General features: G+C 40.7%; 16 protein-coding genes. 2 read left to right on the forward strand and 14 right to left on the reverse strand.

Annotated elements, in window-relative coordinates:
* The 8 genes from VK179_12060 to VK179_12095 form a co-directional block, all read right to left on the reverse strand.
* A partial coding sequence (locus tag VK179_12060) for a GH92 family glycosyl hydrolase (GenBank protein HLO59470.1) occupies positions 1–1,152 on the reverse strand: 1,152 nt, incomplete at its 3' end.
* Between the two features lie 65 nt (positions 1,153–1,217).
* Positions 1,218–2,609, reverse strand: a complete 1,392-nt coding sequence (locus VK179_12065; protein ID HLO59471.1) for an ABC transporter permease subunit — start codon at positions 2,607–2,609, stop codon at positions 1,218–1,220.
* Positions 2,610–2,627: 18 nt separating this feature from the next.
* The gene (locus tag VK179_12070; GenBank protein HLO59472.1) at positions 2,628–4,178 is read right to left on the reverse strand and encodes an ABC transporter permease subunit; all 1,551 of its coding nucleotides are present in this window, start codon (positions 4,176–4,178) and stop codon (positions 2,628–2,630) included.
* Between the two features lie 197 nt (positions 4,179–4,375).
* Positions 4,376–5,101: an ABC transporter ATP-binding protein gene (locus VK179_12075; GenBank protein ID HLO59473.1), complete on the reverse strand. Its 726-nt coding sequence runs from the start codon at positions 5,099–5,101 to the stop codon at positions 4,376–4,378.
* Positions 5,102–5,135: 34 nt separating this feature from the next.
* On the reverse strand, positions 5,136–6,602 hold the full coding sequence (locus VK179_12080; GenBank protein HLO59474.1) for an ABC transporter permease subunit: 1,467 nt from the start codon (positions 6,600–6,602) through the stop codon (positions 5,136–5,138).
* Between the two features lie 46 nt (positions 6,603–6,648).
* Complete coding sequence (locus VK179_12085) at positions 6,649–8,109, reverse strand: ABC transporter permease (GenBank protein ID HLO59475.1); 1,461 nt, start codon at positions 8,107–8,109, stop codon at positions 6,649–6,651.
* A 92-nt stretch (positions 8,110–8,201) separates the two neighbouring features.
* On the reverse strand, positions 8,202–9,668 hold the full coding sequence (locus tag VK179_12090) for an NEW3 domain-containing protein (protein ID HLO59476.1): 1,467 nt from the start codon (positions 9,666–9,668) through the stop codon (positions 8,202–8,204).
* A gap of 246 nt (positions 9,669–9,914) precedes the next feature.
* The gene (locus tag VK179_12095) at positions 9,915–11,426 is read right to left on the reverse strand and encodes a TolC family protein (GenBank protein HLO59477.1); all 1,512 of its coding nucleotides are present in this window, start codon (positions 11,424–11,426) and stop codon (positions 9,915–9,917) included.
* 224 nt (positions 11,427–11,650) lie between these two features.
* Here VK179_12095 and VK179_12100 point away from each other — a divergent pair, with 224 nt between their 5' ends.
* Both VK179_12100 and VK179_12105 read left to right on the forward strand, forming a co-directional pair.
* Complete coding sequence (locus VK179_12100) at positions 11,651–12,886, forward strand: ATP-binding protein (GenBank protein HLO59478.1); 1,236 nt, start codon at positions 11,651–11,653, stop codon at positions 12,884–12,886.
* A gap of 1 nt (position 12,887) precedes the next feature.
* Positions 12,888–14,258 carry a sigma-54 dependent transcriptional regulator gene (locus VK179_12105; GenBank protein ID HLO59479.1) on the forward strand — a complete coding sequence of 457 codons (1,371 nt, stop codon included), beginning with the start codon at positions 12,888–12,890 and terminating at the stop codon, positions 14,256–14,258.
* On the opposite strand, the gene VK179_12110 is transcribed toward VK179_12105, so the two are convergent.
* From VK179_12110 to VK179_12135, 6 genes are all read right to left on the reverse strand, one after another.
* Entirely contained in the window at positions 14,259–15,266 is a 1,008-nt protein-coding gene (locus VK179_12110; protein HLO59480.1) for a HAMP domain-containing sensor histidine kinase, read from the reverse strand.
* Positions 15,259–15,951, reverse strand: coding sequence for a response regulator transcription factor (locus VK179_12115; GenBank protein HLO59481.1), 693 nt, complete (start codon positions 15,949–15,951; stop codon positions 15,259–15,261). Before VK179_12115 ends, VK179_12110 begins: the two co-directional genes overlap by 8 nt.
* A 127-nt stretch (positions 15,952–16,078) precedes the next feature.
* Positions 16,079–17,302 carry an ABC transporter permease gene (locus VK179_12120; protein ID HLO59482.1) on the reverse strand — a complete coding sequence of 408 codons (1,224 nt, stop codon included), beginning with the start codon at positions 17,300–17,302 and terminating at the stop codon, positions 16,079–16,081.
* Complete coding sequence (locus VK179_12125) at positions 17,302–18,519, reverse strand: ABC transporter permease (protein HLO59483.1); 1,218 nt, start codon at positions 18,517–18,519, stop codon at positions 17,302–17,304. The genes VK179_12120 and VK179_12125 overlap by 1 nt, the downstream gene beginning before the upstream one ends.
* 12 nt (positions 18,520–18,531) lie before the next feature.
* Entirely contained in the window at positions 18,532–19,200 is a 669-nt protein-coding gene (locus VK179_12130) for an ABC transporter ATP-binding protein (GenBank protein HLO59484.1), read from the reverse strand.
* Positions 19,201–19,210: 10 nt separating this feature from the next.
* Positions 19,211–20,263: an efflux RND transporter periplasmic adaptor subunit gene (locus VK179_12135; GenBank protein HLO59485.1), complete on the reverse strand. Its 1,053-nt coding sequence runs from the start codon at positions 20,261–20,263 to the stop codon at positions 19,211–19,213.

A 20,263-nucleotide genomic window follows, 5' to 3' on the forward strand; every position in this document is an offset into this window, starting at 1 on the left:
AAGGTACGCGTTAACGAGTCCCTCCTGTATTTGTGTGCTTAAACCCGGGCTCAGCAGGTTAATCAGGGGAAAAGCTGCCCTGAAAGTATCCCAGAAACCATTATCCGTGAACATATAACCGGGAAGGATTTTACCGTTGTAAGGGCTGTAATGCATCACTTTCCCTTCTGCATCTATTTCATAAAACTTCCTTGGAAAGAGCAAAGTACGATAAAGGCAGGAATAGAAAGTCCGCTGTTCTTCAGGTGTTCCGCCTGAGACCTGTATTTTGCCCAGCTCTCTGTTCCAGGCCTTTTTCGCCTGGGTTTTTACTTCATCAAAATCGCGGCCCAGAACTTCTTTCAGGTTTATTTCTGCCTGTTCGGGACTAATAAAAGAAGAAGCTATGAAAGCAGTGAGCTTTTCTCCTTTATTTGTTTTGAAATGCAAAAGGGCACCTACGTGGTTATCATTGAGTTCGGTGACACCCCGGACCAGTTTGCTGTTTTTCCATGCTAAGCCTTCGGTGAAAGGTTTATTGAACACAATTACAAAATAGTTTTTGAAATTCTCAGGAACACCCCCACTGTTCTTTGTTGTATAACCGGTGATCTTATTTTCTGCCGTATTAATCTTCACATACGAACCGTTATCAAAGGCATCAATCAATATCCATGCGCTGTCGGTTTTGGGAAATGTGAACCTGAAAACGGATGACCGTTCTGAGGGTGCTAATTCGGTGAGTACATCGTAATCAGCCAGGTATACCTGGTAATAATAAGGATGCACAACCTCAGCCTTATGTGAAAACCAGGATGCCCTTTCGTCTTCATCAATTTTTGGTTTGCCGGTTTCAGGAAGTATTGAAAACTGGCCATAATCATTGATCCAGGGACTCGGCTGGTGAGTCTGTTTAAATCCCCTGATTTTATCAGCATCATAGGTATAAAGCCAGCCATCGCCCATCTTACCCGTTTGCGGGGCCCAGAAATTCATGCCGTAAGGCAGTGCAATCGCTGGATAAGTATTGCCATTCGAAAGGCTAAATTTGGATTGTGTACCCATAAGGGGATTCACAAGATCAGCCGGGTCTGAGGATTTCGTTGATGAAATGTTCTGTCCTGCAGGTGCACAAGCCAACAGAATGAATAAAAGAAATATTAATAATCTCATAGTTGAAAAATGAGATTAAATATAGGGAAATTATATATGGCGGCCTTGCATCCCCGGAAAATTACCTAACGCACATCATAGCGGATAAAGATTATAAAAGATATGGCATATAATACAACCGTATAAATAACAAGTAAAAGCATGTACACTGAACTGTTCAGAATTCTCTTCGGAACAGCAACTACTTTTTCTGTATAAACCGGTACCTCGTTTATGTTGATCTTTTGTTTCGAACTCGAATAATTTTCGTAGGGATTGAGCCAGTGCGGACTATTTTTATCGGCTGCATCAAAGGTTTTAAACCATGACAGAAACTGTTCCTGGTAAGCATGAAGATCCTCCCAGTTTTTTTCAAAACGCCTGAATCCACCATCCAAAACAGACTCATCAGCCATTTCAATCATAAATACCGGTGAAATGCAGGTGAGTTTACTGGTTAACTCATATTGCCTGAACTGCTCCTGGTACCATGCATCCCTTATTTTCTTCTCATCAAGCATAAACGCCATTTGCATAGCCGCCCTGATTTTATGAGCAGGTTCAAAAGGGTCGCCGCTGCTACGCCATTTGCCTTCTGGGAAACTCGCTTCTATAATTTTTCTTGAATTTATTGTGTTTTCTTCCACTATTTGCGAAGGCGTGATGGGATCAATGAAATTGGACAATAATAAAGTCGTGTGGGGAATAATATACAGAAAAAATAGCCAAACCAGGAGTCCTATAAGTAATGAAGTATTTGGATTATAGCTTAATACAGAAACCAGAATGCCAAGAGCAGAGATACAGGCAATAAGCAGTACCGATAACCCTGCAAACAAGCCAATTTCACTTAACGTTGCTCCTGATATAATTACTTGTCCTGATACGACAACGATTAATATGCTGAGGATAAATCCAAGAACAAGGAATAAACCGAGAGTAATCAATGCACCCAGAAATTTGCCTGTGAGAATTGTGCTTCGTGAAACCGAATTAGACATTCCAAGGGCGAGGGTTCGCATCTCTTTCTCACCTGAAATGGAATCATAAGTAAATATTATAGCCAGAAAAGAGAACAGAACCGTAATAATAAATTCCCAGTTCAGGTTTTTGGAAGGCAGAACAAACGGATTTTTACTGCCTTCGGCAATGCTGAACCCATAAACGTTGAAGGCAGTATAAATTATGGTATTCGGAATATTTTCTTCTTCTGAGGAGGCAATAAATGCAGAATTCCGGGGAGAAAAGGGAAATGCATTCATATTCATAGCGAAATTGGATGCATTGTCAGAAACGTTTTTCAAATTTTCATGCAATTTAGATATTCCCTGCTCGTAAATACTTTTTTGTTCCCTGTATTGTACAACAAATGAAACGGATGAAATTGAAAAAAGTACTATGGTCAGAACGAAGGCAAAAATAAACTTCAGACTATATACGTTGGTCTGCAATTCTTTTATTATGATTGTTTTAAGCATAAAAATATCGGTTTAAAATTATCGAATATCATACCTGGTGAATGACCGGTATGTAACCCAAATAAACAGGAGGCAGATAACGATGATTCCGGTCAATAGCCAGAAGTGATCTGACAAACCGTTTATAATTCCTTTGTTCTGATAAACAAACCTGGGCAAACCGTTTATATCCACATAACCCAAAGTAGATAGATCAAAGGTGGAACCCGGTTTCGCTTTTTTTTGCCATTCCTCATACATCCGGCCGGCTTCTTCCCAATTAGCGGGAATTTCAGATTCCTTATGCGGTGTAAAGTAGTTAAATGAAGAATAGATGGCTTCTTTTTTATAGTAATCATAAAATTGCTGCCTATAGGTCCTGGCCTGATTCATGTAATCGACATGCGTTTCCATATCGGATTTGCAAAGTGAAGCCGACAGATATTTCAGGATTTCGGCAGGAGAAATGCATGATAAATACTTTACAACATGCTGTTGCTTGTATAGCTCATCGAGATATGCTTTTTGAAGCTGCCACTTTTTATCGGCATAATCCAATACAACCGGTGCAACCAGTTCATGACATCTTCTCTCAAGTTTCATATATTCCATAGGAGTAAAGCACATCATAATCATGCCATAATTCCATCCGGAACATACATTACAGGAATGACCCTGTATTCCGGTTTCCTTCGCAGCCTGCTCCTGCAGTTCACCATATTTCTTCCAGAATTCAGAGTCAATATCGCTCATATTCAACTTTACGACACTGTAATTCTCAGTTTTTGAAAGACTTTTACCCAAATAATTCATGCTGTTAGGCCAGAGAAAAACAAGGATGCACCAGATGAAAAGATTGATCAGCAGACTTGAAGATGAGGTTTTGGCCTTACTTGATATATAACTGCCCAGGAAAATGAAAAAGGTGAGATAGATCAAACTGAAGATGAACAAAACAATTATCCGTAAATAATCATTTGCCGACAGATCAATATTGGGATTGATCCACAGTATTAAAAATACAAGCAAATAACAGATCAACAGCAAGGGTACAAAAGTTATAAGAATGCCCAGGACTTTCCCCATAAAGAAATCAAACCGTTTAACCGGATGACTTAATAGTAATTTCAATGTCCCGGTTTCTTTTTCCCGTGAAAATATATCATAGGACAGGAAAACACCGACCAATGAAAGGATTATAGCCAGAATATTTATAAAATCGAGACTGAGAAAACGGTTCAGAAACCGGTTCTCATACATGGTAGTGATTCCATCGGCAAAAGTAGGCGCCATGTCGTTCGATAATGAAATTTTGCTTCCTACCTGTTCGGAAATTCCTTTGCTGAAAATGGAGAGAGGACTGGGAGGAATTACTACACTGGGAATAATTTGACCATATACCTGTGCTTTTGAGAATACCTCGTCGGCTGTTTTCACATCCCTGTGGTATTGCTCCATACGCGTTTTATATACCCTTGAACCGGTATATACAGTATAGGGAACCAGAAACAGGCAGAGCAGGAACCCTATAACAAAGCGGGCTGAGGTGAAATTGTCAAGGAAATCTTTTTTTGCAATATGCCAGATCATGGTAATGATTTTATATGTTCATAATAAATTATGTATTCGGTATTCGGTATTCGGTATTCGGTGTTCGGTGTTCGGTGTTCAGTGTTCAGTGTTTATCGATAACCTATTACCAGTCAACGATTACAGGTTACCGATTACTGATTACCGATTACTGATTACCGATTACTGATTACCGATTACCGATTACCGATTACTGATTACCGGTTTTCTATCACCATTTCCTGCATATAATCCATATAGATCTTTTCAAGATCATCCTCAAGAAATTCCTTCCGGTTTCTTACCATCACCAGACGGCCTTCTTTCATGATTCCCACACGGTCGGCAATGCTTTTTGCCCTGAAAATATCATGGGTGCACATAAGGATTGACTTGCCCTGCCGTTTCAGATTGACGAGAATTTGCATGAGTTCTGCGGCTGCTTTTGGATCAAGACCCGCAGTGGGTTCATCGAGCAGAATATTGGGAGCATCCTTAATAATGGCGATTGTGAGTCCTACCTTCTGCCGCATTCCTTTTGAGAAAGTTCTTACTTTCTTTTCAAAAGCTTCTTCCTGAAGTCCTACTTCCCGCATCCGCATATAGTAATCTTCACGGGTAAGGTTATCTTTTCCACCGAGTTTGGCAAAGAAGTCCAGGTTCTGCCTGGCCGTGAAATTGCCATAGAGCATAACGTTTTCACTTACATACGAGACAAACTTCTTGGATTCAAGCGGGTCTTTGGTCACGTCGATTCCGTTTATAAGTGCTTTACCGCTTGTGGGTTCAATAAAATTGAGAAACAAATTGATGGTAGTTGTTTTTCCGGCACCGTTAGCACCGAGAAGGAAAAATATTTCGCCCTCTTTTATCTCGAGGTTCAGCGCGTCGAGCGCCAGTTGTTGATCCTCGTAACGCTTTGTTAAATCAATGGCTTGCAGCATGTTAATATGTATATGAAGTTCATAAATGATTTCGTTATTTCACATCGAATCTCAAAAAACTCACTAAAGCCCCGGTAAAAAAGAATATCGTATACCATATGAGTAGAATAATATCGGGCCAGATTTTTTGAATGATCATGGTAAAAGGGACGGGATTATACTCGGTCATTACTGGGACTGAAGTATGTTGAGTAGGCCACTTGCCTGATTTAGCTTCGGTTCCGAAGGTAGTCAAACCTTCGTATACATATTTTTTATACACATACAAACTATAAATGACCTGGTTAATCCTGAACTGAAACTTGTTTGCTGCTTCCTGCCGGTTTGTATACTCAAGTATCCCTGTATTGCTTAATTCAGTAACTAAAAAAGTGTAGCTGCTTACTGGTGATATTCGCGAAAGATTTGATGCTATTGCCATCTGATGGAACTTTGATTGATTGTAGTCCCTTTCAAGGTTCCCAAGTTCCAGACTCAGTTTTGTCTTGTACTTATTATCAACAGGACCAATTAGCTGAGTGTAATTAGTTTTCTTTTCAGCAATTTCATAAAAATTCGGAAAGCCATTTTCCCAATTAATTTCAATATTATTCTCTTTAATTAATTGTTTAAATAGGTTACCTCGTTCTTTATCATGCTCATCTTCGATATTCTGTTTAAGCAATTGGTAATCTTTTCGAAAGGCATCATCCGTTTTAACAGGGCTGATTAGTTGAGCAACCATGGGGCATAGACGTGGAATTCCCAAAGAAAAAAATATCCAGATGAACAGCAAAATGACAATTGAAGTAATAGTATTATTGGAAATCACTGAAGCCCAAATCCCCAAATTGAAGAACATAAACAAAAAAAGCAGTGTAAAGAACATAATAAAGAGCAGGTCTGGTAACCAGGGTAAAATGAGAAAATTAACTCCTGCCACCCACTGCACTATCAACAGTCCTATAATTACAGACATAATAAAGGGTGCCAGAAACACAAAGTAGTTGCCTAAGATTTTGGCAAGGATTAATTTCCATCGGGGTAACTGATTTGATAATAAAAGTTTTAATGTTCCCTGTTCACATTCTGATGATACAGCACCAAAAGTAAAAATGAGTGCCAATAATGACAGAAAGTTTGTAACAATAAATACAAAATCAATTCGCCCAAATAAAACACTTTGCAAATTACTATCCTGTAGTTTTTTTTCAGTTCGTGCAAATCCATCTAAAGAAGTAATGACCTTTGAAGGAAGATGATCCCGGAAACCTGAAGAAAGTATACTTAATGGGGAGGGAGGGAAAAAGCCCTCTATCTCGGTACTTCCATTGATTTTACCTTGAGTTTGGATTATGAATTTCTCCTGTTCGCCTTTATATTCCTCCAACCTTGACAGATAATCTTTTGAAGCAATATATAGCCCAAAAGGAATCAATAACAAGCAAAGTGCCGATACCAGCCAGAACCTGAAGTTAAGGATGGATTCATGGATTTCTTTAAGAAGAAGGGTTTTAAACATATTGCCTGGTGATAATTATAGTCGCATTTAGGAAAATTTTATTGAATTATCGTACATCATAGCGGATAAATGAAAATACACTGAGGGCAAAGAATAAAATAGTATAAAATAGGATGATTACAATATCAATCCAATTAGCTGAAAGACAGGATAAAAATGTTGGATAGATGTATTCATTTAATGTCGGAACTTTCACTTTCGACATATCGATTGCACCATTACCGGTATAATATCCATGTTCAAAATGATATTGCCTGTAGTTACGACATACTTCTTTATAATAGTCATTTTGTGAACTGATAACAAACTGCCTGGCATTAGATTCAAGATTTGAAATTTCTCCAATTCCTGTGTTGGTCAGGTCCGTTACCAGGTAAGTATAACAGCTCACCGGGCTAAGTCTTGAAATACTTTTAGAGATGTTAACCTGTGTTAATTTCTTGTCTTCATATTCTTTAACAATGGTTCCTATCTCTCTTTTCTGACGATCATACAAATGCTGATTTATACCCTCCAGTTTTTGATTATACTCATCAAAGGCAGACTTAATGTTCGGATCGTCACTGTATGGACTTGCATTGTATTCATTTATTCCACGATCAAGTAAAATATCGTGCATTAGTTTTTTACATGAATTATTATATTCTGCATTAATTTCGTCACCTTTTAAACTAATTCGTTTGTCGACAACAGATGGCGATTCGATGGGATAAATCATTTGGGCAATCATTGGACTTACTTTAGGAATTATTATTGTTATAAATACCCAAAATAATAAGGATGATGTAATTGCTTCGCCGGAGTTTTTAGATTTAATGGAAAGGAATATGCCAAGATTAAAGAGAATAAAAAGGAAGAATGAGGTAATCAGGACTATCAATAATAAAGATTGTATGTATTTATTTGAAAGAATGGGAATAGATGTAGTCATTAATAGGATTACTATGCCTATTAAAATCCCAAGACAAAATGAAATGAAAAATACAATATAATTACCTGCAATTTTTGACAGTATAATTTTCCATCTCGGTACCGGATTGGATATGATCAATTTAAGCGTTCCTGATTCTTTCTCTCCAATAATTGAGTTAAAGACAAAGACCAGTACCAGCAATGATAATAATACAGTTGAAATGTTCAGAAAGTCGATTTTACCAAAAAGTGAGCCAACAGGATTAACTATTCTATAATCCTTGATTAGTTCTTTAGTTTGATTATTATAAGCCATGATTTTATCAGGAAAACTCTCAGATAATCCTTCTGAAATAATCTTCAGAGGTGAAGGCGGGATATATCCTTCAGCTATAAAATTAGCATCACTTTTACCGGAGGAACGTGCCTCATATATATGCTTTGCCTCGGTATAAGCCTCCTTTTCCCTTTCATATTGCTTTGAGGAAATAAAGAGACTAAAAGGAATAATTACTATACATAATATCAATACAAATATTGACCTGCTATTTGTGGTGATCTCAATTAATTCTTTTAATATCAGATTTCTCAACATGATAGTATTATAATCTTAATAGTTCTTTCGAATGTTCTTCAACCTTCTCTCATCAGCACATCAGCACATCAGCACATCAGCACATTTCTTACTCACCTCCTGCTCATTTTAATTCCGAATACCACAATTCCGACGAGTACTCCAATAAGCAGAAGGATCAATAAAATAGTCCCTACAATCGGTGTCCTGGCCTCCACCTGGATCCGTATGGTTTTGTCTTCCGTCTCAACGGTCCTGTTATTGGCCGTTGCCTGGGTTTTGATTTTTACCTCCTGGGCACCTACATTCACATCAGACGGCGGAAGAATGGTGATCGTCACATCCTGTTCTTTTCCGGGGGCAAGAGTTCCAATAACATCCGGTTTGATTACCGATTTCCAGTTCAGCGGATTCTCGGTTGTGATGGTGATGTTGTCGAGCACACGCGTTCCGTCGTTCATCACTGTAATTTTCATCGACAGGCTGTCACCGGTTTTGATTTCATGATACAATGACGGCGCTTTAACCATAATCCTGCCTACGCCTTTAGGTATAAGCTCAAGCTTTATCTTTCCCGAATTCAGCTTTTCAGCCTCTGCCAATGTAAGTTTGGCAGGATCGGAAATCTTGTTGTATTCCGAATTGGGAAGGATAATAAGATAAAAATCAAGCGGCTGATCGATTTTAATGAGATCATCCTCTCTTTCGGGTAAATAAGCTTTCAACGACAATTTCCGGATATTCACTCCCTGGTTGAACTTGAGCTGTGAGATACGGGCGTTATTTTCGGCATCATACAAATCGTATGAAACCTGCCTGGGAAGATTTACAACAATAAACCTGTACACATCATCGGACGAGGAAAATCGCTCCAGGTCAAGGCTATAACTGGCTGAAGAACCAAGATCGGTTTCCTGCGCAAACTGGGAGGATGTAATGTCGACCCGGTTCGCAGAGGCATCCTTTTCGAGATAGATATTCTTATTATCCTTTTTGCCGTTATAATTCAGCACTACCTGTACACTTTCAGCATCACGGAGCAGGTTAAAATCGGCTATCGCCGTTTCACCATTGTTAATAAACGGAATTCTTATTTCATAGGGAGAACCGATAATGGTGTTATCGGAAATATTATTAATTGAAGCAAATACATTATATACTTTGGCCGAGCGCATTTCAGGCGTAAACACATCGAAATGCTGTTCAAACTGCTGCAGGTAATCCTGGTTTCCTTCGGTTGAGCTCCTCAGGGTAAGACGTACTCTTTTCTCTCCGTTTGCATTCTGATACTTGATTGCTTTTTCAACTATAATATACGATTGCTGAGAGATCAGTCGTAAAATCAGTTTCTGATAATCGACCTCTTTTGCAAGGGATTCATTTTTTGAATTATTGAATTCGGAAAGTGATATGGCTTTCTGATCATATAATTCCTTATCATTATCATATTTCTGTTTTGCAATCTCGTAGGCAGCACGGGCTTTTTTCAGATCGAGCGCAATACCGGCCTGGTCTTCCTGCTGCGAGAAGGCGGTGCTGATAACAACGAATGAAACGAATAATGTGATAATTTTTTTCATATCCGATATTTTGTCCAAATCATGTTTTCCTACTTTAAAATGCTTCCACTCCCTTCAACCAGCTCAGGGTAAACGCTCAGCATGACTCCTTCTCCCTACTCCCTACTCCTTACTCCTTACTCCTTACTCCCAACTCACCTCTCACCATTTTCTCAGACTCTGACATGCCTCCTTACTCTGTCAGGTCTTTCTCCCCGTCTCCCCTTCACCCAGTCTCCTCTTCTCCTCCTCCCTACTCCCTACTCCCTACTCACCTCTCTCTTCCAACGAATAACTCCGGTTATTCTCAAAATCCCACATCGTCTTTCGCTTCAGATCGTTTACGGCCAGCTGGTAATTGATATAAGCATCCAGGTAATCCAGCTGAATGGTTGCCAGCCTTTCCTGTTCCATTGTCAGCTCTTGGTTGGATATATCTCCGTTCTCAAACCGCATCTGGCTGATATGATACGATTGACGTGCCAGGTCGAGGTTCCGGTTATGAATTTCGAGCTGTTCCTCTGATTCGCTAACGGACCGGATAATTTCGCGTACCTCGCGCACAATGGTTAATTCCTGGTCCTGCTTAAAGAGTTCCTTTGACTCAAGGCGCAGTTTTGCTTCTTTCACTTTTGAGGCGCCCCTTCCCCAGTCATAAATAGGAAAAGTCAATGTCAGTGCCACCCCCCGGTTAGGCGGACGGTTTCCCATATCATCAAATGAGGATTGGGCCAGTTCTCCTACAGTTCCTGATCCTGTTGTGCTTATTCCTGTGATATCATAGTAAGCGGATATGTATCCTTTAAATTCTCTTTCACGCCTGGCGCGGTCAATTTCAATTTTCTGAAGGTTGATGTCCATGTCGGTTTCCTTCAGTTCGAGCCTGTTTTTAAGCGCTTCTTCAATTGCTTTTTCTTCACTTAGGTCAAGGTGGTTAAACCTGAGATCGGTTATCACACCAATTTTTTTATCGAGAGTAATACCGGCAAGCTGCTTAAATTTGTCCTCTTCATTCTGAAGCTGATTTACCGATTTCAGGTATGCTGCTTTGTTTTGTGCAACTGATACTTCGGCACTCATTTCATCACCCTGGGCAAGCCGGCCTCCTTTCGACTTTAACCTGGCAATCCGCAGGGATTCCTCGAAATTCCTGAGTTTTTCCATGGCTATATCAACCTGTTTCCGGCATTTATACAGCAGGTAAAATTCCTGGGTAACCTGGTACACAATATCCATTTGTGCCCTTGTATAAAACTGTTCTGATCGCTGATACCGGAATGAAGCTTCACGCAGGTTTTCGCGAAGCTTATTTTTTGTAAATATCGGCTGGTTCAGCATCACGCCAACATAGCTATAGAAAAGATCGGTTGTTAGTTTGCTGTTATCATTAGCCAGGATCGTGCTCAGGTTCTCACGATACATATTTCCTGTTAATGAAAGATCGCCACCTGTAGGAAGTACATAGGTGAATTTTATATTCCCGCCAGCCTGTATGGAACCCGTTGAATTGTATACCGGTAAACCTTCAGCACGTTGAATTTGAGTAATTGATTCTTCCCAGATAGGTGTGTTTAATGCCAAATCCAATCTGGGTTTGAACATAGCCTTGTAATAACTGAAGTACTGCTGCATGGCCTTTCGTTCCACGTCAAAGGATCTCATGGAATAGCTTTCTTTAAGAGCGATATCAATGGCATCCTGACTGGTCAGATATAATGTATCCTGTGAATAAACCATTACAGGTAAAGTCAAAAACAGAATAAGCAGGAAAGCTCGCATGGGATTAATATTCTGGCTTTACAATTTCCAATGTTTATGCCATTAAGCGTATTGAATTGAATTATAATAACTTAAAATGATTTATCAAAATAATAATCCTTTAATTCTGAGTAACAACTATTTGATTTGAGTAAGCGGTTACCCAAACATATTAACAGCAATTTGGTGATTATGATACCATTGCTTACCTTTGGTTTAACAGCCAATAATCCTGTTTTATTCCAATGCCCGGTAAACAAAAGACGTCACTGCCTGATATCAACCGGTTTTTGTCGGAGTTAAATGAGTCTTTTTCCATTATAACCGACCTTGAGCAATTAAAAGATAATTTCTCCGCACGACTGAAGGAACTTTTCGGAACCGATAATATCCTGATTTTCTTATTACATCCGGACCTTAACCGGTTCCTGCCGGTGAATACACTCACTGAAAACAGCCGGAATTCTGCTGTTCCGTATATATTGCCTACCGACAGGATGATCTTCTGGTTATCTGTTAACAAGACATTCCTCGATTTGCAGAATAACCGTGAAGTATATAGCTTTCTTTCCGATCGCGAACGGGAATTGCTTGCAGGTTTTAATACCGGCCTGATATATCCTTTTATTGTAATGAACCAGGTGAAAGGACTTGTTTTTATCGGCAGTAATATGCAACATCCTATGCTGGCTAAAAGTCTGCAACAGATGAAGGTACTGATGGATCAGGCTGGTTTCGCATTTGAGAATGCCTATCATTATACTCTTCAAAAAGAACGGACACGAAAAATGTACCGGGCCGACCGGTTGGCCACACTTGGGGAACTGGCTGCCGGAGCAGCACATGAGATCAGAAATCCATTGACGTCCATCCGGAGTTCAATCCAATATCTTAAAAGAAAACTTGAACAGCCTGCTGACCTTGAAATGGCTGATGACCTTATTGATGAAGTTGACCGGATCAATGATATCATTGAAGGAATGTTATCCTTTGCAAAACCGGTGGAACCCCGAAAAGAGACTGTCAACTTCAGGTCGCTGCTTACCCAGGTTTTGCAGCTTGTTTCAAATATGACACGCAAAAAAGATATTTCAATTGAGTTGGTTTTTAATCCATTAACGGAACAAATCGTTGCAGATCCCGACCAGTTAAAACAGGTTTTTATCAATGTGATCCTAAATTCTATTCAATCCATTGAACACCAGAACGGGCTTATCCGGATAGAAGTTAATGAATCATATGGTCAGGCCTCATATAACGGAAGTTTGCGAAACTACATCATAGAGATAAGTGATAACGGTAAGGGTATCGGACCGGAAAACATTGAAAGGATATTCGATCCGTTTTTTACAACCAAATCGGAAGGTACGGGTCTTGGTTTATCCATTAGTTACGGGATAATCAGCAGACATGGCGGCGATATTGAATTAACCAGTGAACTGCAAAAAGGAACCAAAGTAAAAATTAAACTCCCTGCTTAACATGGCAAAAACCAGGATACTGATAGCGGATGATGAAGAGAAAATCAGAAAAGTACTGACCTGTTTGCTTGAGGATGAAGATTATTCAGTGAAAGCGGTTGAAGACGGAAATCGTGCCATCATTGCCGCCGGTACCTTCAAACCCGATATTGTGCTCATGGATCAGAATATGCCCGGGAAAAACGGCATTGAAGCGCTTCTTGAACTGAAAGAAAAGCAACCTAATCTGACTGTAATCATAATCACAGCATTTGGTGAGGTTTCGCATGCGGTGGATGCAATTAAAAAAGGAGCCTATGATTATCTTGAAAAACCGTTTGATAATGACAAACTATTAATGCTTATCAAACGAGCCGTAGAGCATAAGCGCATGACCGATGAGCTCGAACAATTAAAGCAGTTGACATCCGCAGGTAAAACTTTTCAGCATATTATCGGTATCAGTTCTGCGATGAAGAAACTGATTGCCCAGGCACAGTGCGTGGTTGATACCGATGCTTCAGTGCTTTTGCAGGGCGAGAGCGGAACAGGAAAGGAAATTCTGGCACAGGCTATTCACCAGGCCAGTAAACGGAGAAATGCGCCAATCATTGCAGTAAATTGTGGTGCTTTACCGGTAAATTTAATTGAAAGTGAACTGTTCGGCCATGAAAAAGGAGCTTTCACTGACGCCCGTGAAGCAAAGCCGGGAAAATTCGAACAGGCAAGTGAAGGCACTTTATTCCTGGATGAATTGGGAGAACTGCCTTTGGATGCCCAGGTGAAATTATTACGCGTTCTGGAAGACAAAAAAGTAACCCGCGTGGGTGGACTTAAAGCTATTCCGGTTAATGTAAGAATTATTTCTGCAACAAATAAAAACCTTGAAGAGCGGGTACAGAAAGGATTTTTCAGACTTGATCTTTTTTACAGGCTGAATGTATTTAACATTGTTATACCCCCTCTTCGTGAACGTCCTGAGGATATACCGCTTCTGACCGATCATTTCATCGGCATTTATAACAAAGAACTGGGCACATCTATTACCGGAATCTCAAACCAGGCCATTGAACTTATTAAAAATTATAATTGGCCGGGAAATGTACGCGAATTGCAAAACAGTCTCCAGAGTGCAATGATCCTTGCCCATGAGGGTACCATCACAACTGAACATCTGCCAGTTCGGTTGCGGAGTTCGCGGATTAATGAAAATCAGAAACCAATTACCGGAAATGGCCTGGATGACAATCTCAAAGTCATGCAGGCAAATCTCGAAAAAGAGCTGATCCTTGAAGCCCTGATGAAAACGAATTACAGCAGAACCGAAACAGCACGTCTTTTAAAAATCAGCCGGAAAACGTTGTTTAATAAAATGAAAAATTACGATTTGTAATCAGGCTGGAAATATCAATTGTACGATCAGTCCGGGGCCATTCTTTTTATTCTCGACTTTAATCTCAGCCTTATTCAGATCCATGATTTTTTTGCAAAGATGCAATCCCAGTCCATACCCTCCGGTTGCCCTTGAGCGTGATTGATCAACCCTGAAAAACGGCTCAAAAATAAACGACAGTTTTTCTTCAGGTACGCCGATACCGTTATCTTCTATCTTAATGGTAACATACTGATCTGCGCGGATAACACTGACTTCAACAGGATCCGGCTCATGAGAATATTTAAATGAATTGTCTATAATATTACGGAATACGGTCATCATTAATGAACTGTCTGCCTGAATCATAATCTGACTGTCTACCGGAAATACCACCAATCTTTTATTTCCCTTATAGTAATCCACCACTTTCTTTAATAATTCTGACAGGTTTTCGGGTTTTATAAGAGCCGCATGCGATCCATTCCTCAACCTTTCTGATTCCAGGATGTCAGTGATCATAATTTCCATTTCCTTTAAATCTCCCAGAATGGATTCCTTATACGCACTATCCTGCATCATTTCCAGGGCCAGCCTGGCTCTTGTGATCGGTGTCCGCAATTCATGACTTACATCGGAAAGTAATTGTTCCCGTGATTGGATCATCTTTTTCAAATCTTCAGTCATTTTATTGTAAGCATCGGCCAAAACACCAAATTCATCCTGGCTCTTTAGTGTTATCTTTTGGTTAAAATCTCCTTTGCCGGCATTCTCTACTCCCTCTCTTATAATGGAAAGCGGTTTCAGGATTTTGCGGATCAGGAAAGATACCACAAAGGAACCCACCGTTACAAGTATAACCAGCGTAATAGCAAGGTGAATGTGGGCATACACCGGGTTTGGCTGGTTCAGAAAAATGGCCCAGAATGCCAGTATAAAAAGGATCAGGCTCAGTGAAAAGGCGACAATCACCGTAAAAATCCTGATCAATATGGATCTCCTGTTGAGTTTATGCAGTGTTTTATTCATGACCAATGAACATATATCCTGTTCCCCAGATTGTTTTGATAAAACGGGGCGATTTCGGATCATCCTGTAATTTTTGCCTGAGCCGGCTGACAGCCACGTCAATTGACCTGTCATAAGCAAGCCAGTCGCTCCCACGGAGGGTTTCCATGATCATATCGCGTGTTACAATGCGTCCCCTTTTTTCAACAAATAACAACAGTAACTGAAATTCCATCGTTGTCATTTCCAGATCGATTCCTTTTAAAATGACCTGCTGGCGCGACGGAATAATTTCAATATCCTGAAATTTAAGTGATGCATCCGGCATTATGGTTCCGTTTGCCCGTCTCAGGACAGTTTGTATTCTCGCAAGCAATTCCCTGGGTTCAAATGGTTTCGGAAGGTAATCATCGGCGCCGATTTCCAAACCAACAATCCGGTCGGTTATATCGCCCCTTGCCGTAAGCATAATAACCGGCACAGATGATTTTTTCCTGATCTCCCTGCAAACCTGGAATCCATCCATGTCCGGGAGCATGATATCCAGGATGATCAGATCGGGAAAATCGGTCAGTGATGCCTTAATTCCGGCAGCCGGGTGAAGGCAGGATGTGACAGAAAATCCGAAACCTGACAGATAACTGGTTAAAAGCTGGTTGAGCTTTTCATCATCATCAATTACGAGTATTTTTTTTAATGTGCTGATATGCTAATGTGCTAATGTGCTAATGTGCTAATGTGCTAATGTGCTAATGTGCTAATGTGCTAATGTGCCAATGTGCTAATGTGCCAATGTGCCAATGTGCCAATGAGCTAATACAAATACGAAGATACTATTCTTTTTGTAAGGCTGTTATCGGGTTCGCACCGGCTGCCTTGCGAGCCGGAATTACCCCAAAGATCACACCTGTAAACAAAGAAAAAAGCAATGAAATCAAAACCGATTGAAATGAAATGGAAATCTGCCAGGATGAAAATACAAGAATAATTCCCGCCGTCATTAATCCGAGAATCACACCGGTAATCCCCCCTGCAAGACCTAAAAATGCGGATTCGGCGAGAAACTGGACTACGATGTCCTTACGTTTTGCCCCTGCGGAGATCCGTAATCCGATTTCAACATTCCTGCTTTTTATTGAAAGAAGCATAACTGCCAGGATACCGGTTCCCCCTATCACCAGGGCGAGCAACGATACCCCGGTTATGAGCCTTGTGAATGACCGTGCTGATTTTTCACTTGTCTCAATAGCAGTCAGCTGGTTGCTGAGTATAAAATCGTCCTCCTTTTGTCGGGCTGTTAACCGGTGGCTTACCCTTAGTATTTCTGTTATATCCTTTTCGGCATCGGGTAAAAATGATTTTTCGCTTACCTCAACAAAAATCTGATTGAGATAATCTGAATTGAATACACGGCGTAAAGCGGTGTTAACAGGAATTAAAAGCTGTGCGTCCAGGTTAGCTCCGTCTGCATCAATGCCTTTACCTTTTAAAACACCGCTTACAGTGAAAGGGACTTTCCCGATAAGGACTATTTTTCCAACAGGATTCTCATCACCAAAAAGACTTTGACTCACAAGGTTGCCTAAAACAACAACTCTTCTGCTGAATACATTATCATCCATTGTAAAGAGCGCGCCATACTTAATTTCAAGATTTCTTAATTCAAAATATCCATCACCTGTTCCGTTTATCATGTATTTTGCGGTGGCATTTCCGGATTTGACTTTTGCTGTTCCTGAAACCGAAGGAACTACTTCACTCACCCGTTTGCACCCGGTGCGAATAGCATCACAGTCCTTTAACTTCAAGGTTGTGATCCTGTCTGTTGAATCTTTCCTTTTAACTGCATTGGTGATTTTTGCGGGATTTATTGTAATCAGGTTGGTCCCCATGGCTTCCAACTGCCGGATGGTTTCCTTTTTTGCACCGTTTCCCCAGGCAACCATGATCATAACGGCCGCTATTCCTACAGATAAGGCGACGGATGCCAACAATGATCTTCCGCTGTTAATCTGAATTTGCCTGGCGGCTACCCCGATAATCCTTTTAAGTCTCATTATCTCAATGCTTCAACCGGATTGTATCTTGCTGCTTTCCTTGCAGGAATAATTCCCGAAATAATTCCTGCCAGTACGGGTAAAATAAAACCACCGGCAAAAATCAGCAACGAAGGTTCGAAGGGGACTTTCATTTTGATGCTTACGAGGGTGAAACCCGCCAAACCCAGTAAAATTCCTAAAATACCACCCATCAGGGAAGTAAGAGCTGCTTCAAAAGTAAACTGAAACAGTATATCCCTGAAACGTGCTCCGGTAGCTTTGCGCAGACCTACTTCAGGAATACGCTCATTAACCGATATCAGCATAAGTACTGCAATAACAATGCATGAAGCAATAAGCGCTATAAGGGAAATCAGCGGCAGAAAAACATTGAAGATCCTTGTCATTTCACTGATCTTTTGTTTCACAAATTCAGGAGTAATGATCATAAAATCATCTTCATTTCCGTTACCGATGTTATGCCGTTCTCTTAATACAGCGGCAATACTCTTTACCGCTTCATCCAGATTGGCATCATTCCGCATCACAAATTTCCCGAGCCTGATATAATCCACATTGGTAAGTCGTTTCATTAACGTAGTTACAGGCACAATGATATCCAGGTCGAGGTTATTACCATGCGGATCAACACCTTTTGAGGCCAGAACGCCTTTAATGACAAAGGCTACACCATTTATCCTGATAGTCTCGCCTACAGGATCGGATTCACCGAACAAGGTAGCCGCAATATCAGGTCCTATAAGAGCAACCCTGGCAGAGGATGCTTCATCATTCGGATTAAAGTATTCTCCTTTCACTGTACCCCGGTTCCAGACCAATTCGCCTGTAACAGAACTGCCTTTCACATTGGTTGACATGCTGCGGTTACCCGCAATGATTTCGCAATTATTTACAAATTGTACCGGATCATACATTTCGACTGCTGGAACCTGTTCAGCAACTGCCTTCAGATCCTCAATGGTGAGTGAAGATATAAGGTCTGATTCCATGGGCCGACCTTCAAGTTTCATCCTTTGAGCCATGATCACTACACTGTTTGATCCAAGATATACCCTGGCCCTGTCGGTAATTTGCTTCTGAAAGCTTTTGCCCAGTGTAATTGTCAATACAAGGCTGGCAATTGATATAATGATCCCGAGCGACATAAAGAAAGTCCTCATTTTATTCCGTTTCAGAATGCGGATGCTGCTTTTCAATATTTCTTTGCGGTTCATAATGATGTATTTTTAATTGATTTCCCTGGTTAGCATTCCATCTGTAATTTGAATAGTACGCTTTGCGTATGCAGCAATACTTCTGTCATGTGTGATCACAACCACCGTTTTGCCTGCTTTATTCAGTGAAGTCAGGATATCCATGATTTCTTCTCCCGATGCCTTATCGAGATTACCGGTGGGCTCATCGGCAAAAATGATATCCGGTTCATTTACAAGAGCCCGGGCAATTGCAACCCGCTGCTGTTGACCACCTGAAAGCTGATTCGCTTTGTGTAAAGCACGGTCAGACAATCCTACTTTTTCAAGAGATTGCCAGGCAAGTTTTCTGATGTTTTTCTTATCAGTATAAATCAATGGCAGTTCAACATTTTCAACTGCAGTCGTTCGCGGCAGCAAATGGAATTTCTGAAAGACAAAACCAATCTTTTTATTCCTTATTGAAGCCATATCATCTTCACCGAGAGTGTTTATTTCCCGGTTCTCAAAATAATACTGACCTGATGTGGGCTTATCAAGGATACCCAAAATGTTCATCAGTGTTGATTTTCCGGATCCCGACGGACCGGTGATTGCAATGAATTCTCCCTGTTCTATGACAAGACTGACATCCTGCAGGGCATATACCGGCTTCATTCCGGCATTTCCATACATTTTACTTACATTCTTTAGCTGTATCATTTTTATAGAATTAATTAATTTGATCATCATTTGGATTGCTGACGATCAGCTCCCCTTCGCTCAATCCGCTGAGAACTTCGGTTAGCTGATTACCCCTTGTCCCGGTTTTTATTTTTCGCAATACCGGGTGATTATCTTCCAGAACATACACCGCTGCCTCTTCTCCTTGTCGTGAAATAAGGTTATTGGGAATTGCAAGCGCGTTTCTGACTGTTTCAGTTATTAGGGTCACATAAGCCGTCATTTCAGGCCTGAGTTGTTTTCCCTTAGCGGAATCAATTTCAATAATAGCAATGTAATTCACCACATTGTCTCTTATTTCGGCTTTTGGATAGATTGCTGAAACCTTTCCCTTAAAATCATAACCCGGATAAGTATCCACCGTAAATGTTGCCAGTTGGCCCGTTTCCACCCTGCCAATATCTGTTTCGTCCACATATGCCCTGATCTCTATGCGTGCCGGGTTTATAATGCTCACAAAAACCGGGGCTGCAAAAGCAGCAGCAACAGTTTCGCCCTCCTGCGTGTTAACCGCACTGATTACGCCGGATATGGGCGCGTATATTTTAGTGAATCCCAGCTGGGTTCTTGCATAATCCACCATGGCCTGCTGACTTTTAACCTGTGCGGAGGAGACGTCATATTTCTTCACAAGATCATCCCATGATTGTTCCGAAGTGAATTCCTTATCGACCAATCCTTTCACCCGTACCATTTCCTTTTTGGCGTACTCCTGGTTCGTTTTTGCCATTTGAAGATTGGCCTCCTCCAGGTTTAGCCGGGCTAATAATTCAGCATCATCGAGGACAGCCAGTAACTTACCCTTCTGAACCAAATCACCGTTTTTTACATACAGCTTTTTTACAATGCCCGAAACCCTGGAGCCAACCCTGACTTCTGCTCCTACCTTGGGTTTCACAATTCCGGTGGCAACTATGGACGTAACCACATCCCGCTTTTTCACTTCAGTTGTTTCGAAGGTCAGGTCATCATTTTTTGCCGAACAAGAAAACAACAGGGTAATTAAACCGAACACTTGAATTATTTTGAATGCACCTTTCAT

The organism is Bacteroidales bacterium, assembly GCA_035299085.1.
In the GTDB taxonomy this organism is placed as follows: Bacteria; Bacteroidota; Bacteroidia; order Bacteroidales; family UBA10428; genus UBA5072.